The organism is Paenibacillus sp. J22FR83 (assembly GCF_059691955.1).
On the sequence record NZ_JCAUAM010000008.1, the window covers coordinates 1 to 16245 of the forward strand.

Annotated in this window: 13 protein-coding genes; 8 read left to right on the forward strand and 5 right to left on the reverse strand. The window is 45.9% G+C overall.

What is annotated here, in order from left to right:
- A partial coding sequence (locus AC58PV_RS15450; protein WP_497433116.1) for an S-layer homology domain-containing protein occupies window positions 1-2568 on the forward strand: 2568 nt, incomplete at its 5' end.
- 119 nt (window positions 2569-2687) lie between these two features.
- Here the strand turns inward: AC58PV_RS15450 and AC58PV_RS15455 are convergent.
- The gene (locus tag AC58PV_RS15455) at window positions 2688-3248 is read right to left on the reverse strand and encodes a general stress protein (protein ID WP_497433117.1); all 561 of its coding nucleotides are present in this window, start codon (window positions 3246-3248) and stop codon (window positions 2688-2690) included.
- Between the two features lie 191 nt (window positions 3249-3439).
- Here AC58PV_RS15455 and AC58PV_RS15460 point away from each other — a divergent pair, with 191 nt between their 5' ends.
- The 3 genes from AC58PV_RS15460 to AC58PV_RS15470 all read left to right on the forward strand — a co-directional run bounded on the left by AC58PV_RS15460 (window position 3440) and on the right by AC58PV_RS15470 (window position 5954).
- Window positions 3440-4015 (forward strand): TerD family protein, encoded by a 576-nt coding sequence (locus tag AC58PV_RS15460; RefSeq protein WP_068663523.1) that lies wholly within the window; start codon window positions 3440-3442, stop codon window positions 4013-4015.
- 78 nt (window positions 4016-4093) lie between these two features.
- Window positions 4094-5356, forward strand: coding sequence for a TerD family protein (locus AC58PV_RS15465; protein WP_497433118.1), 1263 nt, complete (start codon window positions 4094-4096; stop codon window positions 5354-5356).
- Window positions 5357-5405: 49 nt separating this feature from the next.
- On the forward strand, window positions 5406-5954 hold the full coding sequence (locus tag AC58PV_RS15470; RefSeq protein ID WP_497433119.1) for a hypothetical protein: 549 nt from the start codon (window positions 5406-5408) through the stop codon (window positions 5952-5954).
- Between the two features lie 684 nt (window positions 5955-6638).
- Here AC58PV_RS15470 and AC58PV_RS15475 read toward each other — a convergent pair.
- The gene (locus tag AC58PV_RS15475) at window positions 6639-7811 is read right to left on the reverse strand and encodes a GGDEF domain-containing protein (protein WP_497433120.1); all 1173 of its coding nucleotides are present in this window, start codon (window positions 7809-7811) and stop codon (window positions 6639-6641) included.
- Between the two features lie 217 nt (window positions 7812-8028).
- Here AC58PV_RS15475 and AC58PV_RS15480 point away from each other — a divergent pair, with 217 nt between their 5' ends.
- Window positions 8029-8724, forward strand: a complete 696-nt coding sequence (locus AC58PV_RS15480) for a GGDEF domain-containing protein (protein ID WP_497433121.1) — start codon at window positions 8029-8031, stop codon at window positions 8722-8724.
- A 117-nt stretch (window positions 8725-8841) separates the two neighbouring features.
- On the opposite strand, the gene AC58PV_RS15485 is transcribed toward AC58PV_RS15480, so the two are convergent.
- On the reverse strand, window positions 8842-9552 hold the full coding sequence (locus AC58PV_RS15485; protein ID WP_497433122.1) for a DsbA family oxidoreductase: 711 nt from the start codon (window positions 9550-9552) through the stop codon (window positions 8842-8844).
- 30 nt (window positions 9553-9582) lie between these two features.
- Complete coding sequence (locus AC58PV_RS15490) at window positions 9583-10455, reverse strand: SDR family oxidoreductase (RefSeq protein WP_497433123.1); 873 nt, start codon at window positions 10453-10455, stop codon at window positions 9583-9585.
- Between the two features lie 147 nt (window positions 10456-10602).
- Between AC58PV_RS15490 and AC58PV_RS15495 the strand changes: the two genes are divergently transcribed.
- Together AC58PV_RS15495 and AC58PV_RS15500 are read left to right on the forward strand one after the other, a co-directional pair.
- Window positions 10603-10962, forward strand: coding sequence for a winged helix-turn-helix transcriptional regulator (locus AC58PV_RS15495; protein ID WP_497433124.1), 360 nt, complete (start codon window positions 10603-10605; stop codon window positions 10960-10962).
- 53 nt (window positions 10963-11015) lie between these two features.
- Entirely contained in the window at window positions 11016-12407 is a 1392-nt protein-coding gene (locus tag AC58PV_RS15500) for a hypothetical protein (RefSeq protein ID WP_497433125.1), read from the forward strand.
- 74 nt (window positions 12408-12481) lie between these two features.
- On the opposite strand, the gene AC58PV_RS15505 is transcribed toward AC58PV_RS15500, so the two are convergent.
- Window positions 12482-12694: a hypothetical protein gene (locus tag AC58PV_RS15505; protein ID WP_497433126.1), complete on the reverse strand. Its 213-nt coding sequence runs from the start codon at window positions 12692-12694 to the stop codon at window positions 12482-12484.
- A 579-nt stretch (window positions 12695-13273) separates the two neighbouring features.
- On the opposite strand from AC58PV_RS15505, the gene AC58PV_RS15510 reads away from it, so the two are divergent.
- Window positions 13274-15196: a DUF2334 domain-containing protein gene (locus AC58PV_RS15510; RefSeq protein WP_497433127.1), complete on the forward strand. Its 1923-nt coding sequence runs from the start codon at window positions 13274-13276 to the stop codon at window positions 15194-15196.
- The last annotated feature ends 1049 nt before the right edge of the window (window positions 15197-16245 follow it).

Genomic DNA, 16245 nt, shown 5'->3' on the forward strand with positions numbered 1-16245 from the left:
GACGCCGCGCCTAGCGATTATACGATCACGGCCACCTCGACGGTGGATAGCAGCAAGAAAGGCACAGCGACGATCACGGTCACTGCAGCGCCGGCTATCACCAGCGTAACCATCAGCCCAAGCACGGCAAGTGTGGTGCAAGGAGGAAGCAAGCAGCTTGCAGCTTCCATAGTAGCGGTAGGCGGAGCGGCGACAACGGTTGCGTGGACGAGCAGCGACGCTAAGGTTGCCGTGGACAACACGGGGAACGTAACTGTAGCAGCAGACGCCGCGCCTAACGATTATACGATCACGGCCACCTCGACGGTGGATAGTAGCAAGAAAGGAACCGCGACGATCACGGTCACGTCGGCATTGTCCTATACGATCGCTGCGATTACGGATCCAACATTAACAGCACTTATTCAAGGCTATGTAGCGGGTACCCAAGAAACAAAACCCGTTTCCATCGTAAATACCGGTACTGGCAATTTAACGAATCTGTCGATCGCGCTTAGCGGTACAAGCGCAAACGACTTTGTAATCACACAGCCGGATGCTACGTTAACTAGCGGCGAATCAACAAGCTTTGACATCCATGCTAAGGATGATTTAGTGGCAGGGACTTACACAGCAACGGTCACTGTATCCGCGGATCACATGACGCCTGTAACGTTTGTCGTTACGCAAGCTGTCAACTTGCCGAATGCTCCTGCAAATCCGCAAAACCTTGCGGCTGAAGGTGGGAATCGCCAAGTTACGCTGAGCTGGAATACCGTACTGGATGCAACGAAGTACCATATCTACATGGCAACGGATGCAGATCTAACGAATATCGTTGAAGTAGCGACTGTCACAGCTGCTACGTATAACGTACAAGATCTGATTAACGGCAACACCTATTACTTTGTGGTAAAATCGGAAAACTTGGGCGGCTTAAGCGCAGCATCGAATCAAATAAGCGCGACGCCATCAACGATTCCGGGAGCTCCATCCGATGTGACGGCGGTCGCAGGAAACGGACAAGCTGTCGTTACGTTTACGCCTCCTACCGATGACGGCGGAAGTCCGATTACAGGTTATGAAGTGACTGCTTCACCGGGAAATATAGTCATGGCCTTCGGATCAAGTCCGATAACCTTTACAGGACTGACGAATGAAACGAGCTATACATTTACGGTAAAAGCTATCAACGGCGCGGGAAAAAGCGCAGCTTCCGTAGAATCGAACACTGTCGTTCCTAAAGCACCATTTACGCCATCCGAACCATCAGAACCTTCCGAGCCATCACAGCCATCTCAGCCTACTGAACCTAAGGCACCGGAAGCTGCGAAAGAAGGTCTGGATATCCTTGTTAACGGGAAAGTAGAGAATGCAGGCACCGCTACGTTCACGACGCGAAACAATCAAACTGAAATGACAGTGGTTGTGGATGAGGAAAAGCTGAATAAGAGGCTTGCAGCGGAAGGGCAAAATGCTGTAGTCACAATCCCGATTACTCAAAAATTTGATATCGTCGTTGGCGAACTGAACGGTCAAATGGTGAAGAATATGGAAGACAAGCAAGCCGTTCTGACGTTCAAAACCGACTATGCGACCTACACGCTTCCAGCGCGGCAAATCAATATAGGCGCTGTATCTGAGCAGGTCGGTGCGCTAGTGGCCTTGCAAGACATTAAAGTGCGATTTGAAATCGCCGTTCCGACAAGGGACACGTTGAAGATAGTGGAGAACGCCGCAGTCAATGGCCAACTATCGCTTGTTGCCCAACCATTGAATTTCACGGTAAGAGCCGTCTATGACGATAAAATCGTGGAAGTAACGAATTTCAATGCCTATGTGGAAAGAACGATTGCCATTACGGATGAGGTTGATCCGAACAAGATTACGACAGGCGTTGTAGTGGAGGAAGATGGGGCCGTGCGTCATGTACCGACCAAAGTCCGACATATCAACGGGAAGTATGAGGCCCAAATCAACAGCTTGACCAACAGTACGTATGCTGTTGTATGGCATCCGCTCGAATTCAGCGATATGGTGAATCATTGGGCGAAGAATGCGGTGAATGACATGGGGTCGCGAATGGTCGTAAACGGAACAGGTAATGGTATGTTCACACCAGATCGAGAGATCACTCGCGCTGAATTTACGGCCATCATCGTTCGAGGATTAGGTCTTAAGCTTGAAAATGGCACCGTTGAACCATTCTCGGACGTGAAGTTGGGAGAGTGGTTCAACAGCGCCATCAATACGGCGTATGCCCATCAACTTATAAGCGGTTTGGATGACAGTACATTCCGACCGAATGACAACATAACGAGAGAACAGGCCATGGTTATTTTATCCAAGGCCATGAGAATAACCGGTTTGACAGATAAGCTATCCGATCAGCTGGCAGCCAGTGAACTTCTTTCGTTCGAGGATACGGATGAAGTGTCCTCATGGGCACAAAGCAGTGTTGCCGATAATGTGAAAGCTGGCATTATTCTTGGAAGAAACGGGGCACATCTTGCGCCAAAGGATTATATCACCCGAGCCGAGGTTGCAACGATGATACAGAGATTATTACAAAAATCAGATCTGATTTAACCGATTAAAGTGTCTTAGATGCCACCCAGTGCCCAAATGTGTATTCATCAAAAATCCGCCCACGTATCCTTCCGGATAAGTGGGCGGATTGCCTGTCCAAGCATGGCACAACGCCAGCGTTACAAGGTATTGGTAGGGCGGTTGTTGGGGCCGTCTGTGCTGCTTACGTACCCGTAGTCCGTACTGTATCTCTCCGCATTGAGCGAATTGTGTTCGCTGAAAACCCGATACGCCCGATGGGCTCGTTCGGCATCGCTGTCTACGAGGACGAGCACTTTGCCATTGTGAACATATTTGTCATAATCCATCGCGTCTTTCTCGGGGATACCGAGTCCGATCAAGGCGCCGGCTAGTCCGCCTACACTTGCGCCGGCAGCAGCACCTGTTAGGGTCGCTACGATTGGACCTGCCACAAGGATGGGACCAAGTCCAGGAATCGCTAGTGCACCGATACTCACAAGCAGCCCTGTCACGCCGCCCAATACGCCGCCTGTCGCAGCGCCTGTTGCAAGACCCTCTTCTGCTTTAGTCTCGGTCGCTTCTTCGATATGGTCCAAATCATCGCGATCGCGGCCTACGACGGAGAGTTCCTCCGAGTGATATCCTTCTGCCTTCAATTGGTTGATGACGCGAATCGCTTCTTCTTCCGTGTTGAATACGCCGATGATATGTTTGCTCATGGTAATCCCTCCTGGAATGTTAAGTGTTAGCAGGCGGCTAAGGCCGACTGTGGTATAAGATTACTTAACCCCAATACCCTGATATTAAACAGTAAGTAACAAGGATTGCGATCTCTACACACAAACCTATATACTAGCTGTAGGAACCGTTAAATGAATACACATCATTTTATCTGAAAGGTGAGATAACCATGTCGATTGATTTATCCAAAGGTCAACGCATTGACCTAACCAAAACGAACCCGGGTCTAACCAAAATCATTGTAGGACTTGGCTGGGATACTAACAGATATAATGGCGGTGGAGATTTCGATCTCGATGCCTCCGCGTTTCTTCTGCATGAAGATGGCAAAGCGAAATCAGCAGCTGATTTCGTTTTCTATAATAACCTTAAAGCGTATGACGGCGCTGTTGTTCACACGGGCGACAATCGTACGGGTGAAGGTGACGGCGATGATGAACAAATCTTGATCGATTTCTCTAAAGTTCCAGCAGCTATTAGTCGGATTGGCATTACGGTTACGATTCATGATGCACAGGCACGTGCCCAAAATTTTGGACAAGTTAGCCATGCATTCGTAAGAGTAGTCAATGAAGCGAATAACAATGAGATTCTTCGTTATGATTTAGGCGAAGACTTTTCCATAGAAACAGCGGTTGTCTTCTGTGAATTTTATCGTCATGGAGGCGACTGGAAATTCCAAGCGGTAGGTAGTGGCTTCTCCGGCGGATTAGCTGCGCTAGTAACGAACTATGGCTTGAGCTAGAGCTTAACATGTTAAGGGTGGTTGCCTCATGGTTACCACTCTTAGGTTTATTATTTTGTGAAGAAGGGTGAAGTCAACATGACCGTCAGTGCTGTAATCAAAGGACAAAAGGTAGATGTAACGAAAACGCACCCAGAACTCTCCAGTATAGCTGTATATATCGGTTGGCAGGCTCCTAAAGAAATCGAGCTCGATACTTCGGCCTTTTTACTTGCGCAGAACAGTAAGGTTCGTGGTGATGAAGATCTTATCTTTTACGGAAACCCTAGCAATAGTTTTATGTCATACATCGAGAAGCAGGCCAATGAAAGACAACTGAATATTGATCTGAAACGAGTGCTGCCTGCCGTTGATAAGATTGCTTTTACACTTACGATCTATGAAAGTGAAGCAAGGCGTCAAAATTTTAGCAGCGTTAGCAGTGTCTATCTTCGGCTCGTAAATGGGGCAACAGGTCAAGAAATAATTCGTTATGACTTAGGCAATCAGTTCTCCGTAGAATCGGCTATTGTGATAGGAGAATTATATAGATACAACGGGGAGTGGAAGTTCAGCGCAATTGGTGCTGGATATGCCGGAGGCCTTAAAGCGCTATGTGCGAGCTATGGAGTTGTTGTAGAGGATCAGCCGCCAACGTTGAAAGCACCAGACATTCAGATCGCGCCGCCGAAACCAGAACTGAAACTAGAACCGAAACCAGAACCGAAACCAGAACCGAAACCAGAGCCACAGATTAATCTTTCCAAAATTGTATTGGCGAAAAAAGGGGATAAGATCAACCTCGAGAAGAAATCGGGTGGTCTAGGGGAAATCTTAATCAACCTGAACTGGAATCAGAAACCCAAAGAGGACGTCGCTTTCTGGGTGGATTCACCAAACGGGATAGATCTTGACCTAGCCTGTCTCTATGAACTTAAGGATGGCAGAAAAGGGTTAATTCAAGCGCTAGGCAACACATTCGGTTCCCTTACGCGTGAGCCTTATATCGCTCTTGATGGTGATGATCGAACAGGTTCGGTCAAAACGGGGGAGAATATTCGCATTAATGGAACGAAACTGGCAAATTTCAAGCGGATCCTCATCTTCACGTTCATTTACGAAGGTGTGTCGAGGTGGTCGGAGGCGGATGGCATTGTCACGATGAAGCAAAATGGGGGACCTGACGTCATTGTGAAACTCGATGAGCATGACAATGACCTTCCGATGTGTGCCATCGCTTTGATTCAGAATGTGAAGGATGAAACGTTAAGTATTGAGCGTATCGTAAGGCACTTCAAGGGACATCAAGAGCTGGACAAGGCCTATAACTGGGGTTTGAGATGGGTTGCAGGCAGCAAATAAACCAAGCAATGGCGTAAGGCAAGGGTATCCGTTCTGGGAGGTTCCGTCCATGTTAGAATTTTCTTTTGAAATCATATCAGATTCTACGATTAACATCGAGTATATCTATGGCAGCGAACTGTTCAAGTTAAATCTTTTTCTGAGAAATGGTTATTGGACCATTCATCCCTTTGACGGCATGCTTCTGCAAAATCGGGAGTTATGCAAACTCGTCATGATTGATTTGTTCAAAAATAAATATTTTCAAATCATGCTGGCCAAAGAAAACATTGCCTTATCGAGCATACGAACGTCGATTGAGTTGGAATCATCGAGCGAGCCTGAGCGATTGAACCCTGCGGAACGCAGAGGGGGTAGACAGGACGCACCTCCTATTGATGAAACAGAAGAATTCATTGGCAATCATTCTATTGAGGAAATTATTCAGATCGAGCATGATATGATTGAGCAGAGAGTGACTTTTTACGGGGATTTGTTGAAGAAAATGTTCATGGACAACTATGGGCCTGGCGATCATGAGTTTGATAAGGTGCAGTCCCTGGTACGCATACTCAAGGAATCACAAGGTAAGATGATCGAGCTTACGCATACCAAGTAATCGCTAGGGATTACAAAGAAATAGACCTCACTTGCCAATGATATGGCTAAGAGGTCTTTTTTTTCATCATCGAGGCAAATAGATGGATTTTATGCAGTTATATGTTGAGAAATTCCGGTCAAGGACGCATTAGATGTAAAACCTACAGTTAATCTTATACAATTTAATCAATTTGGCCAAAAGCGGCAGATTTAACTGTAGGTTTTACAGTTAAAACGAATTTTCGAGGAAAAATCGCGTAAATAGCTGTACATTTTCCAGTTATTATAAATGTGTGGCGCAACATGTTTGTTATAGACAAAAACTCAGTACAACCGTAATATCTTTCTCCGTTAGATCGATATGTCCATGCTCGTTTCGATTTAATTGATATCCGTTCTCCTCGATCCCCTTACATATACGGAATAGCCGATGTTCATCCATTCCAATTAACTTTGCGAAATGTGCAAGATACATGGGCTTATCATTGAGTGAAATCATCTTACCTACCTACTCTCTGCCAAGGTTATTTGCGACTTAGCACTAAATTAACAAGAATCGGCTGAAAAGTATCAAGAAAATTGTCGTCGATACGTTCAAAATGGGGATTGTTTGATAGTTTGTCACAAACCGTGGTCAGGCAGTCGATGCGCATAAGGCAAAGCAAAGAGGCTGCCGCATCATAGCGACAGCCATCCACACATCTTATACTCGTTTATCGACAGAGCCGCGATACACGCTGTTTCGACCGTTCCTCTTGGCCTGGTAGAGGGCTTTGTCACAAGTCGAGTACAACTCCTCGAAGTGTGTTCGTTCGTCCGGAGCGAACGTGAGAACGCCTAAACTGATCGTGTAGGAGAGCTGTAAGTCAGGAACATACGCGCCTTCTGCGGCCTGTCTAAGTTTCTCAGCGTACAGGGAAGAATCCTGTTCATCCATGCCGGGTAGGATAATGGCGAATTCGTCGCCGCCGTATCTGGCGAAAAGATCGTCAGCGCCGAGCTGCTCTTTCATTCGAGACGTGAGATCGACAAGCACTTGATCGCCAGTATCATGACCGAATGTATCATTAATGGATTTGAAATTATCAATATCAAACAGCAGCAGTGTGATGGGTTTCTTCATTTTCGCGTAAGCGGCAATGTGCTGATTGGTGCGTGTGATGAACGTCCTGCGGTTCAGTGTGCCGGTTAAATCGTCATAATTGGCCATCCGAAGGAGGGCGCGGTCGGTTTGTTCTTTCATCAAGAGAATGAATCCCGTATTTCCCGCAATCATGACGAAATATTGGCCTAGCAGTACCATGCTTTGATTCCCGTTGAGATGATAAAAGCTGATTAATGTATCGAAGAATGCGGCGCTAACGAGACGAATGAGAAGAAATACGACGATCGTCAGATACAGATAGCTTAGGACATGAGTCACCGTGGATGCGGCTCGTATTTGAATCATTTTGTACGCCGGTATGAGAAGGCTCGCGGCTATACCGATGGAAACGAAGGAAATTCTGAGTTTCTCTACGTTGTCGAAAAGCAGGATGAGGTGGAAGCCAGTTATGTTGAAAATGGTCAAAGCAATATACAGATTACGCGTAAACTTGCTCAGGATATTCTGGATTTTCAGCACGGAAACTGTTTCAAGGGCATAACCGATAAAGAGTGACGAGTTCACAAGAGACACGGTAAGTGGATCCGATAGGCCGCCACGGAGAATTAAGATCATCCACGCAGTGGCTTGTAAGCATTTTGCAAAGAAAAAGTATCTGATTGTACTCTCGTTCTTATGTTGTCGCCAGTAGGCGATGATGAACACGGCTGTAAATAGATGGCCGATAACCAATGTCAACAAGATCGTTTTCATATCTAAAAGTAGATCCATTTCGAACCTCATCTGACTGTTAGAAGTATTGGGAATGCTCAAAAATAATGTCGAATACCACTACTTTACCATATTAGTGAAGGGATTTCTTTCGAATTTTTACATCTGTCCGTTTTCGAGTGGATTCGACAGCATAGACCAAATATTTCTTGAAATGTATGGAACAAGTGTGTCACTATAGACCTAGATAGATATAAATGAATGATGGTGATGTGGGATGAATTATTCGGGACGAATCGTTATAATTTCGGTCGTTATAGTCACGATTGTAGCTATAAGAACCTATGGAACCATTTATTACAATTTTCCCACTCTTCAGTTTCCTGTCGTTGGCATCTTCATTTTATTTGCAAGTTGGGTGCTAGGCACGCAGTATGATCGTTTGAAATTTCTCTCGGAGAAAGATAACCTCACAACATTGTATAACAGAAGATTCATTCTTGAAGCCTTCCCCAAACTCATTACTTCGGTGGAGCGCAGACAAGGGCAGTTGGTTTTATATTTCATTGATGTAGATGATTTCAAATTAATTAACGACTCTCGCGGGCACAAGATTGGTGATGAAGTATTGCAGCGTATCGCGAATGTTTTACTACTCAATTTGCATAAAAAAGATCTAGCCGCGCGGTGGGCAGGGGATGAATTCCTAATTCTATCGACATCGACGGATGCATCTAAGAAAGAAGTATTGATCAGTCATATTCAGAACGAACTTAAGCAGGCATCGCGCGATTTCAATTTGGACATATCCGTATCCATCGGAACGGCTGTATATCCTGACGAGGCACGAACACTGGACGATTTGCTGCATACAGCGGATCTCGATATGTATTCGTTGAAGTCAGATAGGAAAAATACAAATATCATAGCTGCTCATCCATCAGAAAGAGCTCATCACTTGCAAGTAGAGTGACAAGCTCTTTTTTATGTTGGGGCGGGGAACGTAATGAAGAAACACAACAAGAAGAGGCTATCCCAAAAGTCAATTTCGACTTTTTGAGATAGCCTCGTTAACTCCGACTGACTGAGCTTACGGTTTGTTCGGGACCGCACAGGTTCCATCCGCGCAGGCTTCGTCGCTGGCTGCTTCTGTGGCCACAGCCGGTGGTGCTGCATCCCAGAGCTGCTGCAAGGCATTCAAGAAAACACCGCTTGATTGTGCCCCGGAGATCGCGTGTTTGCTGTTAATAACATAATACGGTACGCCGCGGATTCCCATGCGGCTGCCATTCTCTTCTTCATTTCGCACCGACTGGGCGAACTGATCACTTGCGAGAACGGATAACGCCTCGTTGCGATCGATTCCTACGGCTGCAGCGATGTCGGCAAGAATATTGTGGTCGCTGAGGTTGCGGGATTCGGTGAAATAGGCTCGGAACAACAACTCGGAGATCGCGGCACCTTGGCCATGTTGCTCAGCAAATAACCGCAACCGATGAGCATCGAAGGTGTTCGTCAGCACGAGACTATCGAACTGAAAGTCAAGTCCATCAGCTGCAGCTTGCTGACGCATTTGATCATTCATGGCGATCGCTTCCTGACGGCTCATGCCGTAACGGGAAGAGAGCATGTCATAGACGTCATGCGGGACGCTGGTGGGTGCATGACGGTCTAGCTCGAAGCTGCGATAGATCACTTGAACCTGATCGCGGTGTGCAAAGCCCGCTAGAGCTTGCTCAAAGCGGCGTTTGCCAATATAACAGAACGGACAAGCAAAGTCCGACCATATTTCAACTTGCATAAGGCTCACCTCGATATTGGATAAAATAGATTATTTATTGAATAATAGCGCAATACTTTCTTGAATGGAAGTCGGTTTCTTCCCAATGAGCTTCTCCAGGTCTGGGGACGTGTGTCCTTCTGTACCAGCAGCCATCTTCCCATCAATGGCAACTAGGAATTGAACGAGACCTTCTGGCAGCCCAGCCTGAACCATGCCTTGGAAGGACTCAGCATCAGAGACGGATTGGTGAGTTACTTTTTTGCCGGATACGTGAGTTAAAATGTCTGCTAATTCCGCGAAGCTCCATGACTCCGATGATGCTAGTTCGTAGACTTGTCCTTGATGACCATCTTCGGCAAGAACAGTTGCAGTAGCTAACGCCAAATCATCACGTGTCACTGTATTAATTTTCCCTGTACCTGCGGAATTTATGATGCTGCCGTGATCGATGTAAGCTTGCAAGCTAGGATTAACATAAAGCTCCTGATACCACGTATTGCGCAGGATCGTAGTTGGAATGCCGGATGCCTTCAGCGCGAATTCGGTTGCTAGATGTACGTTAGCCAGAGGGGCGAAAGCATCTACATCCGCAAAGGCGAAGCTCGTGTAGATAATATGGGGAACGCCTGCCTTCTTAGCGGCTTCAATCGCAGTAACATGTTTGCGAACACGGCTGATCGATTCATCTTGTGGGGAAGAAATCAGCAGAAGCTTGGACGCACCCGCATAAGCTTGTTCCAATGAATCGGGAACATCCCAATCGCCATACCGAACTTCGATGCCTAAATCTGCAAATTCAGCGGCTTTCTCGACATTGCGAACACTAACGGCGATCTCGCTTGCTGGAACTTTGTTCAGTAAGTGCTGAACGACCAATTTTCCTAATTCTCCTGTTGCGGCGGTGACGATGATTTTTGACATAATGATGTCCTCCTATTTATAAAAAAATGTTATTGGCTATTTCGCTATAGTTCTATATTATGATAGTATCTCGAAAAATGTAAGTAGTCATTATTATATAACCTAGTCATAAAAATAGAACCATTAAGGAAGGAGCGGGATTGCGGTATGTCGCGGACAACATTTCAGGGGGAAATTCCGGAGGAACAAATCGAAGTCTGCCCTGTTACGGATACCCAAAATGTCATTGCAGGAAAGTGGAAAATCCTTATTCTATGGCATTTAAGGGAAACCAGGAGATTCGGTGAGCTGCAGCGATTGGTGCCAGGCGTGTCTAAGGGCATACTGACTTCGCAGTTGAGAGAGTTAGAGAAGGATGCTATGGTTCATCGGAAAGTCTATCAAGAGGTCCCTCCCAAGGTGGAATACTCACTGACAGAAGCAGGACGAAGCTTCATACCGATCCTCGAGAGCATGGGGGAGTGGGGGAAGAAGTACGGGACGATGAGTAAAAAGAGTAGCGAGTGAAAGCCGCGGAAGCGATGGTGCTTAATTTTTATAAAAGAAGGCTGTGATTGGCGATGAAGGTGAAGAATAGCGAGAATAACAAAGTAAGCTTGGCTGATCAGTTGTCTAAGCTTAGTAAAGAAGAATTGGTTACGTTGCTTGTGCACTTTTCAGAGGAGATTAAGGAAGTCGAGCAATTGCTTATGCTTAAATTCCAAGATGCTAGCAGCAGTGAAGCATTGGCATCCTATAAAAAAATGATCCGATCCCATATCAAACAAAACGCCGACCGACGTGGTTTTGTAGCTTATCGCAGCGTTTCAAAGGCAGTTGTTGGCGCAGAAATGGTCATGGCTACAGCTGAAGACGTATTGAAAAGAGGGCAGCATTTGCCTGCCGTTCAAATCAACTTTTGCGTTCTGCATGAGATGGGGGATCTACTTCAATCCAGTGATGATTCGGACGGCATCGTAGGCGATATGATTAAGCAGAGTCTAGGATTCCTTGATGGAGTGAACAGTGATCTCGAAAACATGACTAGCAGGGATAGAACAGACATTTTTCAGATGCTTTTGAAGGAATCCACACATCGCAACCTCGAGGGGTGGAGCGAGTGGCAATTGTCACTCATGGAAAGTGCCCTGTGTCTCATCACGAACGATAAAGAGAGGGCCCAGTGGGAACAGCAACTAGCTAAATTAGTTAGTACTGATAATAGCTCGTATATTGCTGAGCAAGTGGCTTTGCTACAGTATCAGGTGATTGAGAAGTTGGATAGTCCAGAAGAGGCATCAACTTTCTTGCATGCTAACCTCGATTTCTCCGATTTCCGCAAAATGGCCTTAGATAAGGCTATGCAACAGAAACAATGGGATAATGCGCTGGAGTTAGTCGAGGAAGGCGAACGTAAGGATGCAGGCAGCGGTCTTGTTGATAGGTGGAAGAAGATTCGATTCGACATTTACAAAGCAACGCAGCAGCTTGATAAACAAATCGTGCTTGCCAAAGAATTCGTATCACAAGGCGAATATGCCTTCTATGTCATCTTACAGGAGTTAGTTAACAAGGATGAATGGCAGGAGGAAAGAGAGCGAATTTTGAACGAACTTGAGCGTAAATCAGGTTGGCAAACCGAGTCCTTATATCGACGTTTGCTTACGCAAGAGAAGGAGACACAGAGACTGCTTCATTATGTTCAAAAGTATAACGACTACATCACGGAATATTACTCGTATTTAGTTGGTGAATATGGGGAAGAAGTGCATAATTTGTTTGTGGCATACATTATGAGGGAAGCGGATGATTCGACGAAACGAAAGCAGTATCAGAAGGTGTGTCAACTCGTCCGTCACATGATCAAAGCCGTTGGTGGCGATCGTGCAGAGAAGGTAGTCAGCCAGTTGCGGTTAGCTTATCCCAAGAGAGCTGCCTTTATCGATGAGTTGGATAAAATCAAGTTCAATTAGTAGAACTCCCGACGAAGAGTCGGGGGTTTATATGGGTTCACTAATCAAGTTAACGTTTATGTAGGTAAGTTCTCTTACTGTGGGTTTGCGATAATTTTCCCATTCTGCCATTCGAATTCATACTCGAATTGTTCCGTGGAGTCATAAACGGCTGGAGAATATGGACCAACCATGTGTTTGTTTGTACGAATGTCTGTGACCGTCTCTGCTGGACTATCTTTGGCAGCAACACCTAAAACCGAAAGGGACAATATACAGAACAATACGAAACTTATTTTGGCTGTCATAGTCGGAGGCCTCCATTACACTAAGATATCTTCATCATACGTTGTATATGTCATTGCAGTATTAGCTGAAAGTAAAGAGATTGTATGTACTATTATTCTTACCCAACTCCATATAAATGAAACAAGTGGAGCGTAGCTCCTCATGGGGAGCTGCGAGGGTCCTTAGATTTCCGGATGGTGTGGTTCGTGGCAAAAACTAGCGTTATGAAAACATCTTATTTGCTCGTTGGGCAGAGAATTTGGGAAGAATAGCGTTGTTATATAACGTTATTTCGTTGTTTTTGGCTTTGTTATGCTGATTTCATTAGAATAGCGCTATTCCATAGCTCTATTATTCTGTAGACCATGGATGTGGAGCGAATAACGTTATGGCAGATTCTTATTGTGGAATGTCATGTGAAAGTTGTCCAAATTCGGCGAATGGAAGCGTTGTCATTTAATTTAAACCATGCCATATTTTATTTTGACCTCTGTTCAAACTCTTATAGTAAGAAACCATAGATTCATATATAATTTAGGAGAAAAATGTCGAAATCTTAGGTATAATCTACGTTTTACATATTGGGGGAGCAGGTTAGCGTGAAACGTAAATTATGGCAGCAAATTGGAATAGGGATTGTCGGCGGGATTCTTGCAGCTATTGGGCTTGCCGTGTATATCCCTAAGAATACAGAGTTGAACGACGCTCCGAATGCGGGGAAACGCCATGTCATGATCCGGCTGGAGGATGTCGGACTTGGCGGTGACTATAACACACTTGAAGGCCTAGGGAAGTTGCGGGCTGTGATGACCTACATCGAGTCTGAGCATGTGCCTTTTCATGTTGCTGTGATTCCCAGAAGGATGAGCTTGCAAGATGACGGCGTCTGGAAGGAAAAGGGGATCGACGATCCGAATCCAGACGAAGTGGTAAGCGCATTCATTAAACTTCTTCAACAAGCGGAGCATCAGGGCGGCGTACTAGGCATGCATGGGTATCGTCACCAGTATGGCGAGACGTTTCGCTCAGATGGCGAGCAAAATTCAGGCATCGGCTCCGAATTTAACATTAAAGATGCACCGGAAACGCAGGAGCTTTCCTACGCGGCAGAACGGATGAAAGAGAGCTTGGCCGCCTTCGCTGGGGCCGGTTTACATCCCGCATTCTGGGAGTCTCCCCACTATAAAGATACCCATGAGCAACAGGCTGTGTTCCGCTCCTTCGTCGGCCTTATGTATCAACCCGATCTCTATGCCAAGAACGCTCGTGATGATATGAACACCTATGACACGGTCAATACTTACGGGCAAGATAGTTTGGGCTCTGTCTATATTCCGGCACCCTATCGCTATATAAGCGATGCCAAATCAGTAGATCAGATGTTGGAGAAAGCAGCGAAGGATGATGGTCTTGCCTCATTTTACTTCCATCCTTTCTTGGAATTCTCACACCTGGAACCGGTTATGGCAGCAGACGGAAATCCAGAAGAGAAGGATGGACTGCCTGTCTATCAATATAAAGAAGGAGATACAGGCTCCTACCTGCATAAATTGATTACTGGTTTCAAAAAGCTAGATTATCGCTGGATGTCCTTACATGACATCGTCCCGTTTACCCCAGCGCATCGTGTGTTGCTGCCACCTAGAACGAAGCTGCAAAATGTTATGCTTGGTGACGTGACAGGCCGTGGGCATGATGATGTTGTTGTGCGCCAGATGCATCGCATTCTGGTTATTCCGGGGAATTATGAGATGCCGAGAAATCGGCAGCAGGAAGCTTCACAAGTATGGTTAAGAGAAACGTTCACACCTAGTGAGTCACTCCTACTTGTCGATGTGAATGGCGATGGCAAGCAAGATTTGCTTGCCTATAATACAGAAACAGGGAATGTGCGGGTCGGCATAGCAGACAAGCGACAGTTCCTCCCAGTTCGCGCAATCGGTGCTCTACCGCTTGGACTCTCCTCTGTTCGCGCGCTCCGCTCTAGTCAGGGTATGGGCTTGATTGCCAGAGGAGATAAGGGGCTCGTGCAAGTTAACTTGCAGAATCAGCCTTTGACCTATACAGAGTTAACTGCGAAGGTGCCCGAGGATGGCGAGATTTTCACAGCCCAGATGAAGGATACTGATGACGCTGACGATGATATCCTGTGTGTCTCCCGTAAGGATAGACGTGTATCCATAATGTATCATCAAGGGCAAGGAATGTTCGCTGATCCCGAGACGGCAGGCGGTGTTTCCTTTGGGAATAGCGACCAACTGCTTGTCGGCGATACGAATGGTGACGGGCGAAGCGATCTGATTGCCTATACCGCCGAGACGGGCATTTGGCGCGTATTCCAGAACGAGGGGGATAACCATTTCCAGCCACTGGATAACGAATTTGGCCCTTGGGCACAAGGCAAGGAGCGACGATCTATTCTGGCTGATTTCGATGGGAATCAGAAGATGGATATTGGCTCCTATGATGAAACGGAGCATGTGCTGGATTTGGCGCTTTCGTTTCGAAGCGGAGCACCGTAGGTAGAAGTAAAAAGCACCCGGAAGGGTGCTTTTTGCTGTCTTTGGATTCGAATACGCTGATGCTGAAGATGAATTAATCATAAAGTTCAAGGAGTATGATCCATTTTCAGAATAAAGGCTAGAATTGTTATAACAAGTGAGCAGATGTGGCCAATGTGCATTAACGGTGTGCCTGAGGCAATTAAATAGATTTTATACAGTTATATCCCGGGATTTTCCGAACTAATGCACATTAGATGTAAAAGTTACAGTTAATTTCATACAGTTAAGCTAATTTCAACGAAAAAGGTGATTTTAACTACATATTTTCCATCTATATCGAGATATCAAGGGAGTTCACCATAAATAACTGTACATTTTCCAGCTAATGCAAAATACGTATCCTACGTGTCCCTTCCCATGGCGCTACAAACGACAGGCTTTGACATCTTCCTGACATCTTCTTCATGTAGAATACGCCTACGAGAAGGCTCAGTCGCGACATCCTTCGACATATAACGAGGAATACGCCTACTTCACGTGGAATTAAGGAGTAGCTGAAAGCTTGATTTTGGCCAATGAGGAGAGAATCTCTTGAAAAAAGTGTTAGTTTTTGAAGATCAAATGGCGATTGCCCGAGTGATAGCTGCTTACCTGCGCCTCCAACCAATGCCAAGGCTACTGCGGCGGGCAAAAAGATAAGCAAGAATCGGCTGGTTATTGTGAAGTGGGATGGCCAAGTGATTACGCGTTGATAGGGTGGAATGCCGCAGTGGATTGGGCTAGCATGCGTGTTAGTTCGATTCATCCGAATTAAAATGAGGATTCTCTTCGGAAAAGTCGGAATAGTCCGATTTTACCGATCTAAATGGCTGTTTTTCTCATGTGCGGGCTGTTTGAGGTGAATTAGTTAGGCAAAATCGGACTAATGAAGGCTGGATGACGCCGCCGCTGCGTTTATTTCGGTGATTTCGGACTATTGGGCAAAATCGAGTTGCAATTTAAGACGGTGCGAGCCGTCTTTTTTCATGCTTGGGAATTCATCTTGGTCAGAAGTCTGCTATACTTTC

Coding starts and splice junctions, on each gene's coding strand:
- AC58PV_RS15500 (WP_497433125.1), top strand. CDS start 11,016: ATGAAGGTGAAGAATAGCGAGAATAACAAAGTAAGCTTGGCTGATCAG.
- AC58PV_RS15480 (WP_497433121.1), top strand. CDS start 8,029: ATGAATTATTCGGGACGAATCGTTATAATTTCGGTCGTTATAGTCACG.
- AC58PV_RS15485 (WP_497433122.1), bottom strand. CDS start 9,552: ATGCAAGTTGAAATATGGTCGGACTTTGCTTGTCCGTTCTGTTATATT.
- AC58PV_RS15475 (WP_497433120.1), bottom strand. CDS start 7,811: ATGGATCTACTTTTAGATATGAAAACGATCTTGTTGACATTGGTTATC.
- AC58PV_RS15505 (WP_497433126.1), bottom strand. CDS start 12,694: ATGACAGCCAAAATAAGTTTCGTATTGTTCTGTATATTGTCCCTTTCG.
- AC58PV_RS15495 (WP_497433124.1), top strand. CDS start 10,603: ATGTCGCGGACAACATTTCAGGGGGAAATTCCGGAGGAACAAATCGAA.
- AC58PV_RS15460 (WP_068663523.1), top strand. CDS start 3,440: ATGTCGATTGATTTATCCAAAGGTCAACGCATTGACCTAACCAAAACG.
- AC58PV_RS15465 (WP_497433118.1), top strand. CDS start 4,094: ATGACCGTCAGTGCTGTAATCAAAGGACAAAAGGTAGATGTAACGAAA.
- AC58PV_RS15455 (WP_497433117.1), bottom strand. CDS start 3,248: ATGAGCAAACATATCATCGGCGTATTCAACACGGAAGAAGAAGCGATT.
- AC58PV_RS15490 (WP_497433123.1), bottom strand. CDS start 10,455: ATGTCAAAAATCATCGTCACCGCCGCAACAGGAGAATTAGGAAAATTG.
- AC58PV_RS15470 (WP_497433119.1), top strand. CDS start 5,406: ATGTTAGAATTTTCTTTTGAAATCATATCAGATTCTACGATTAACATC.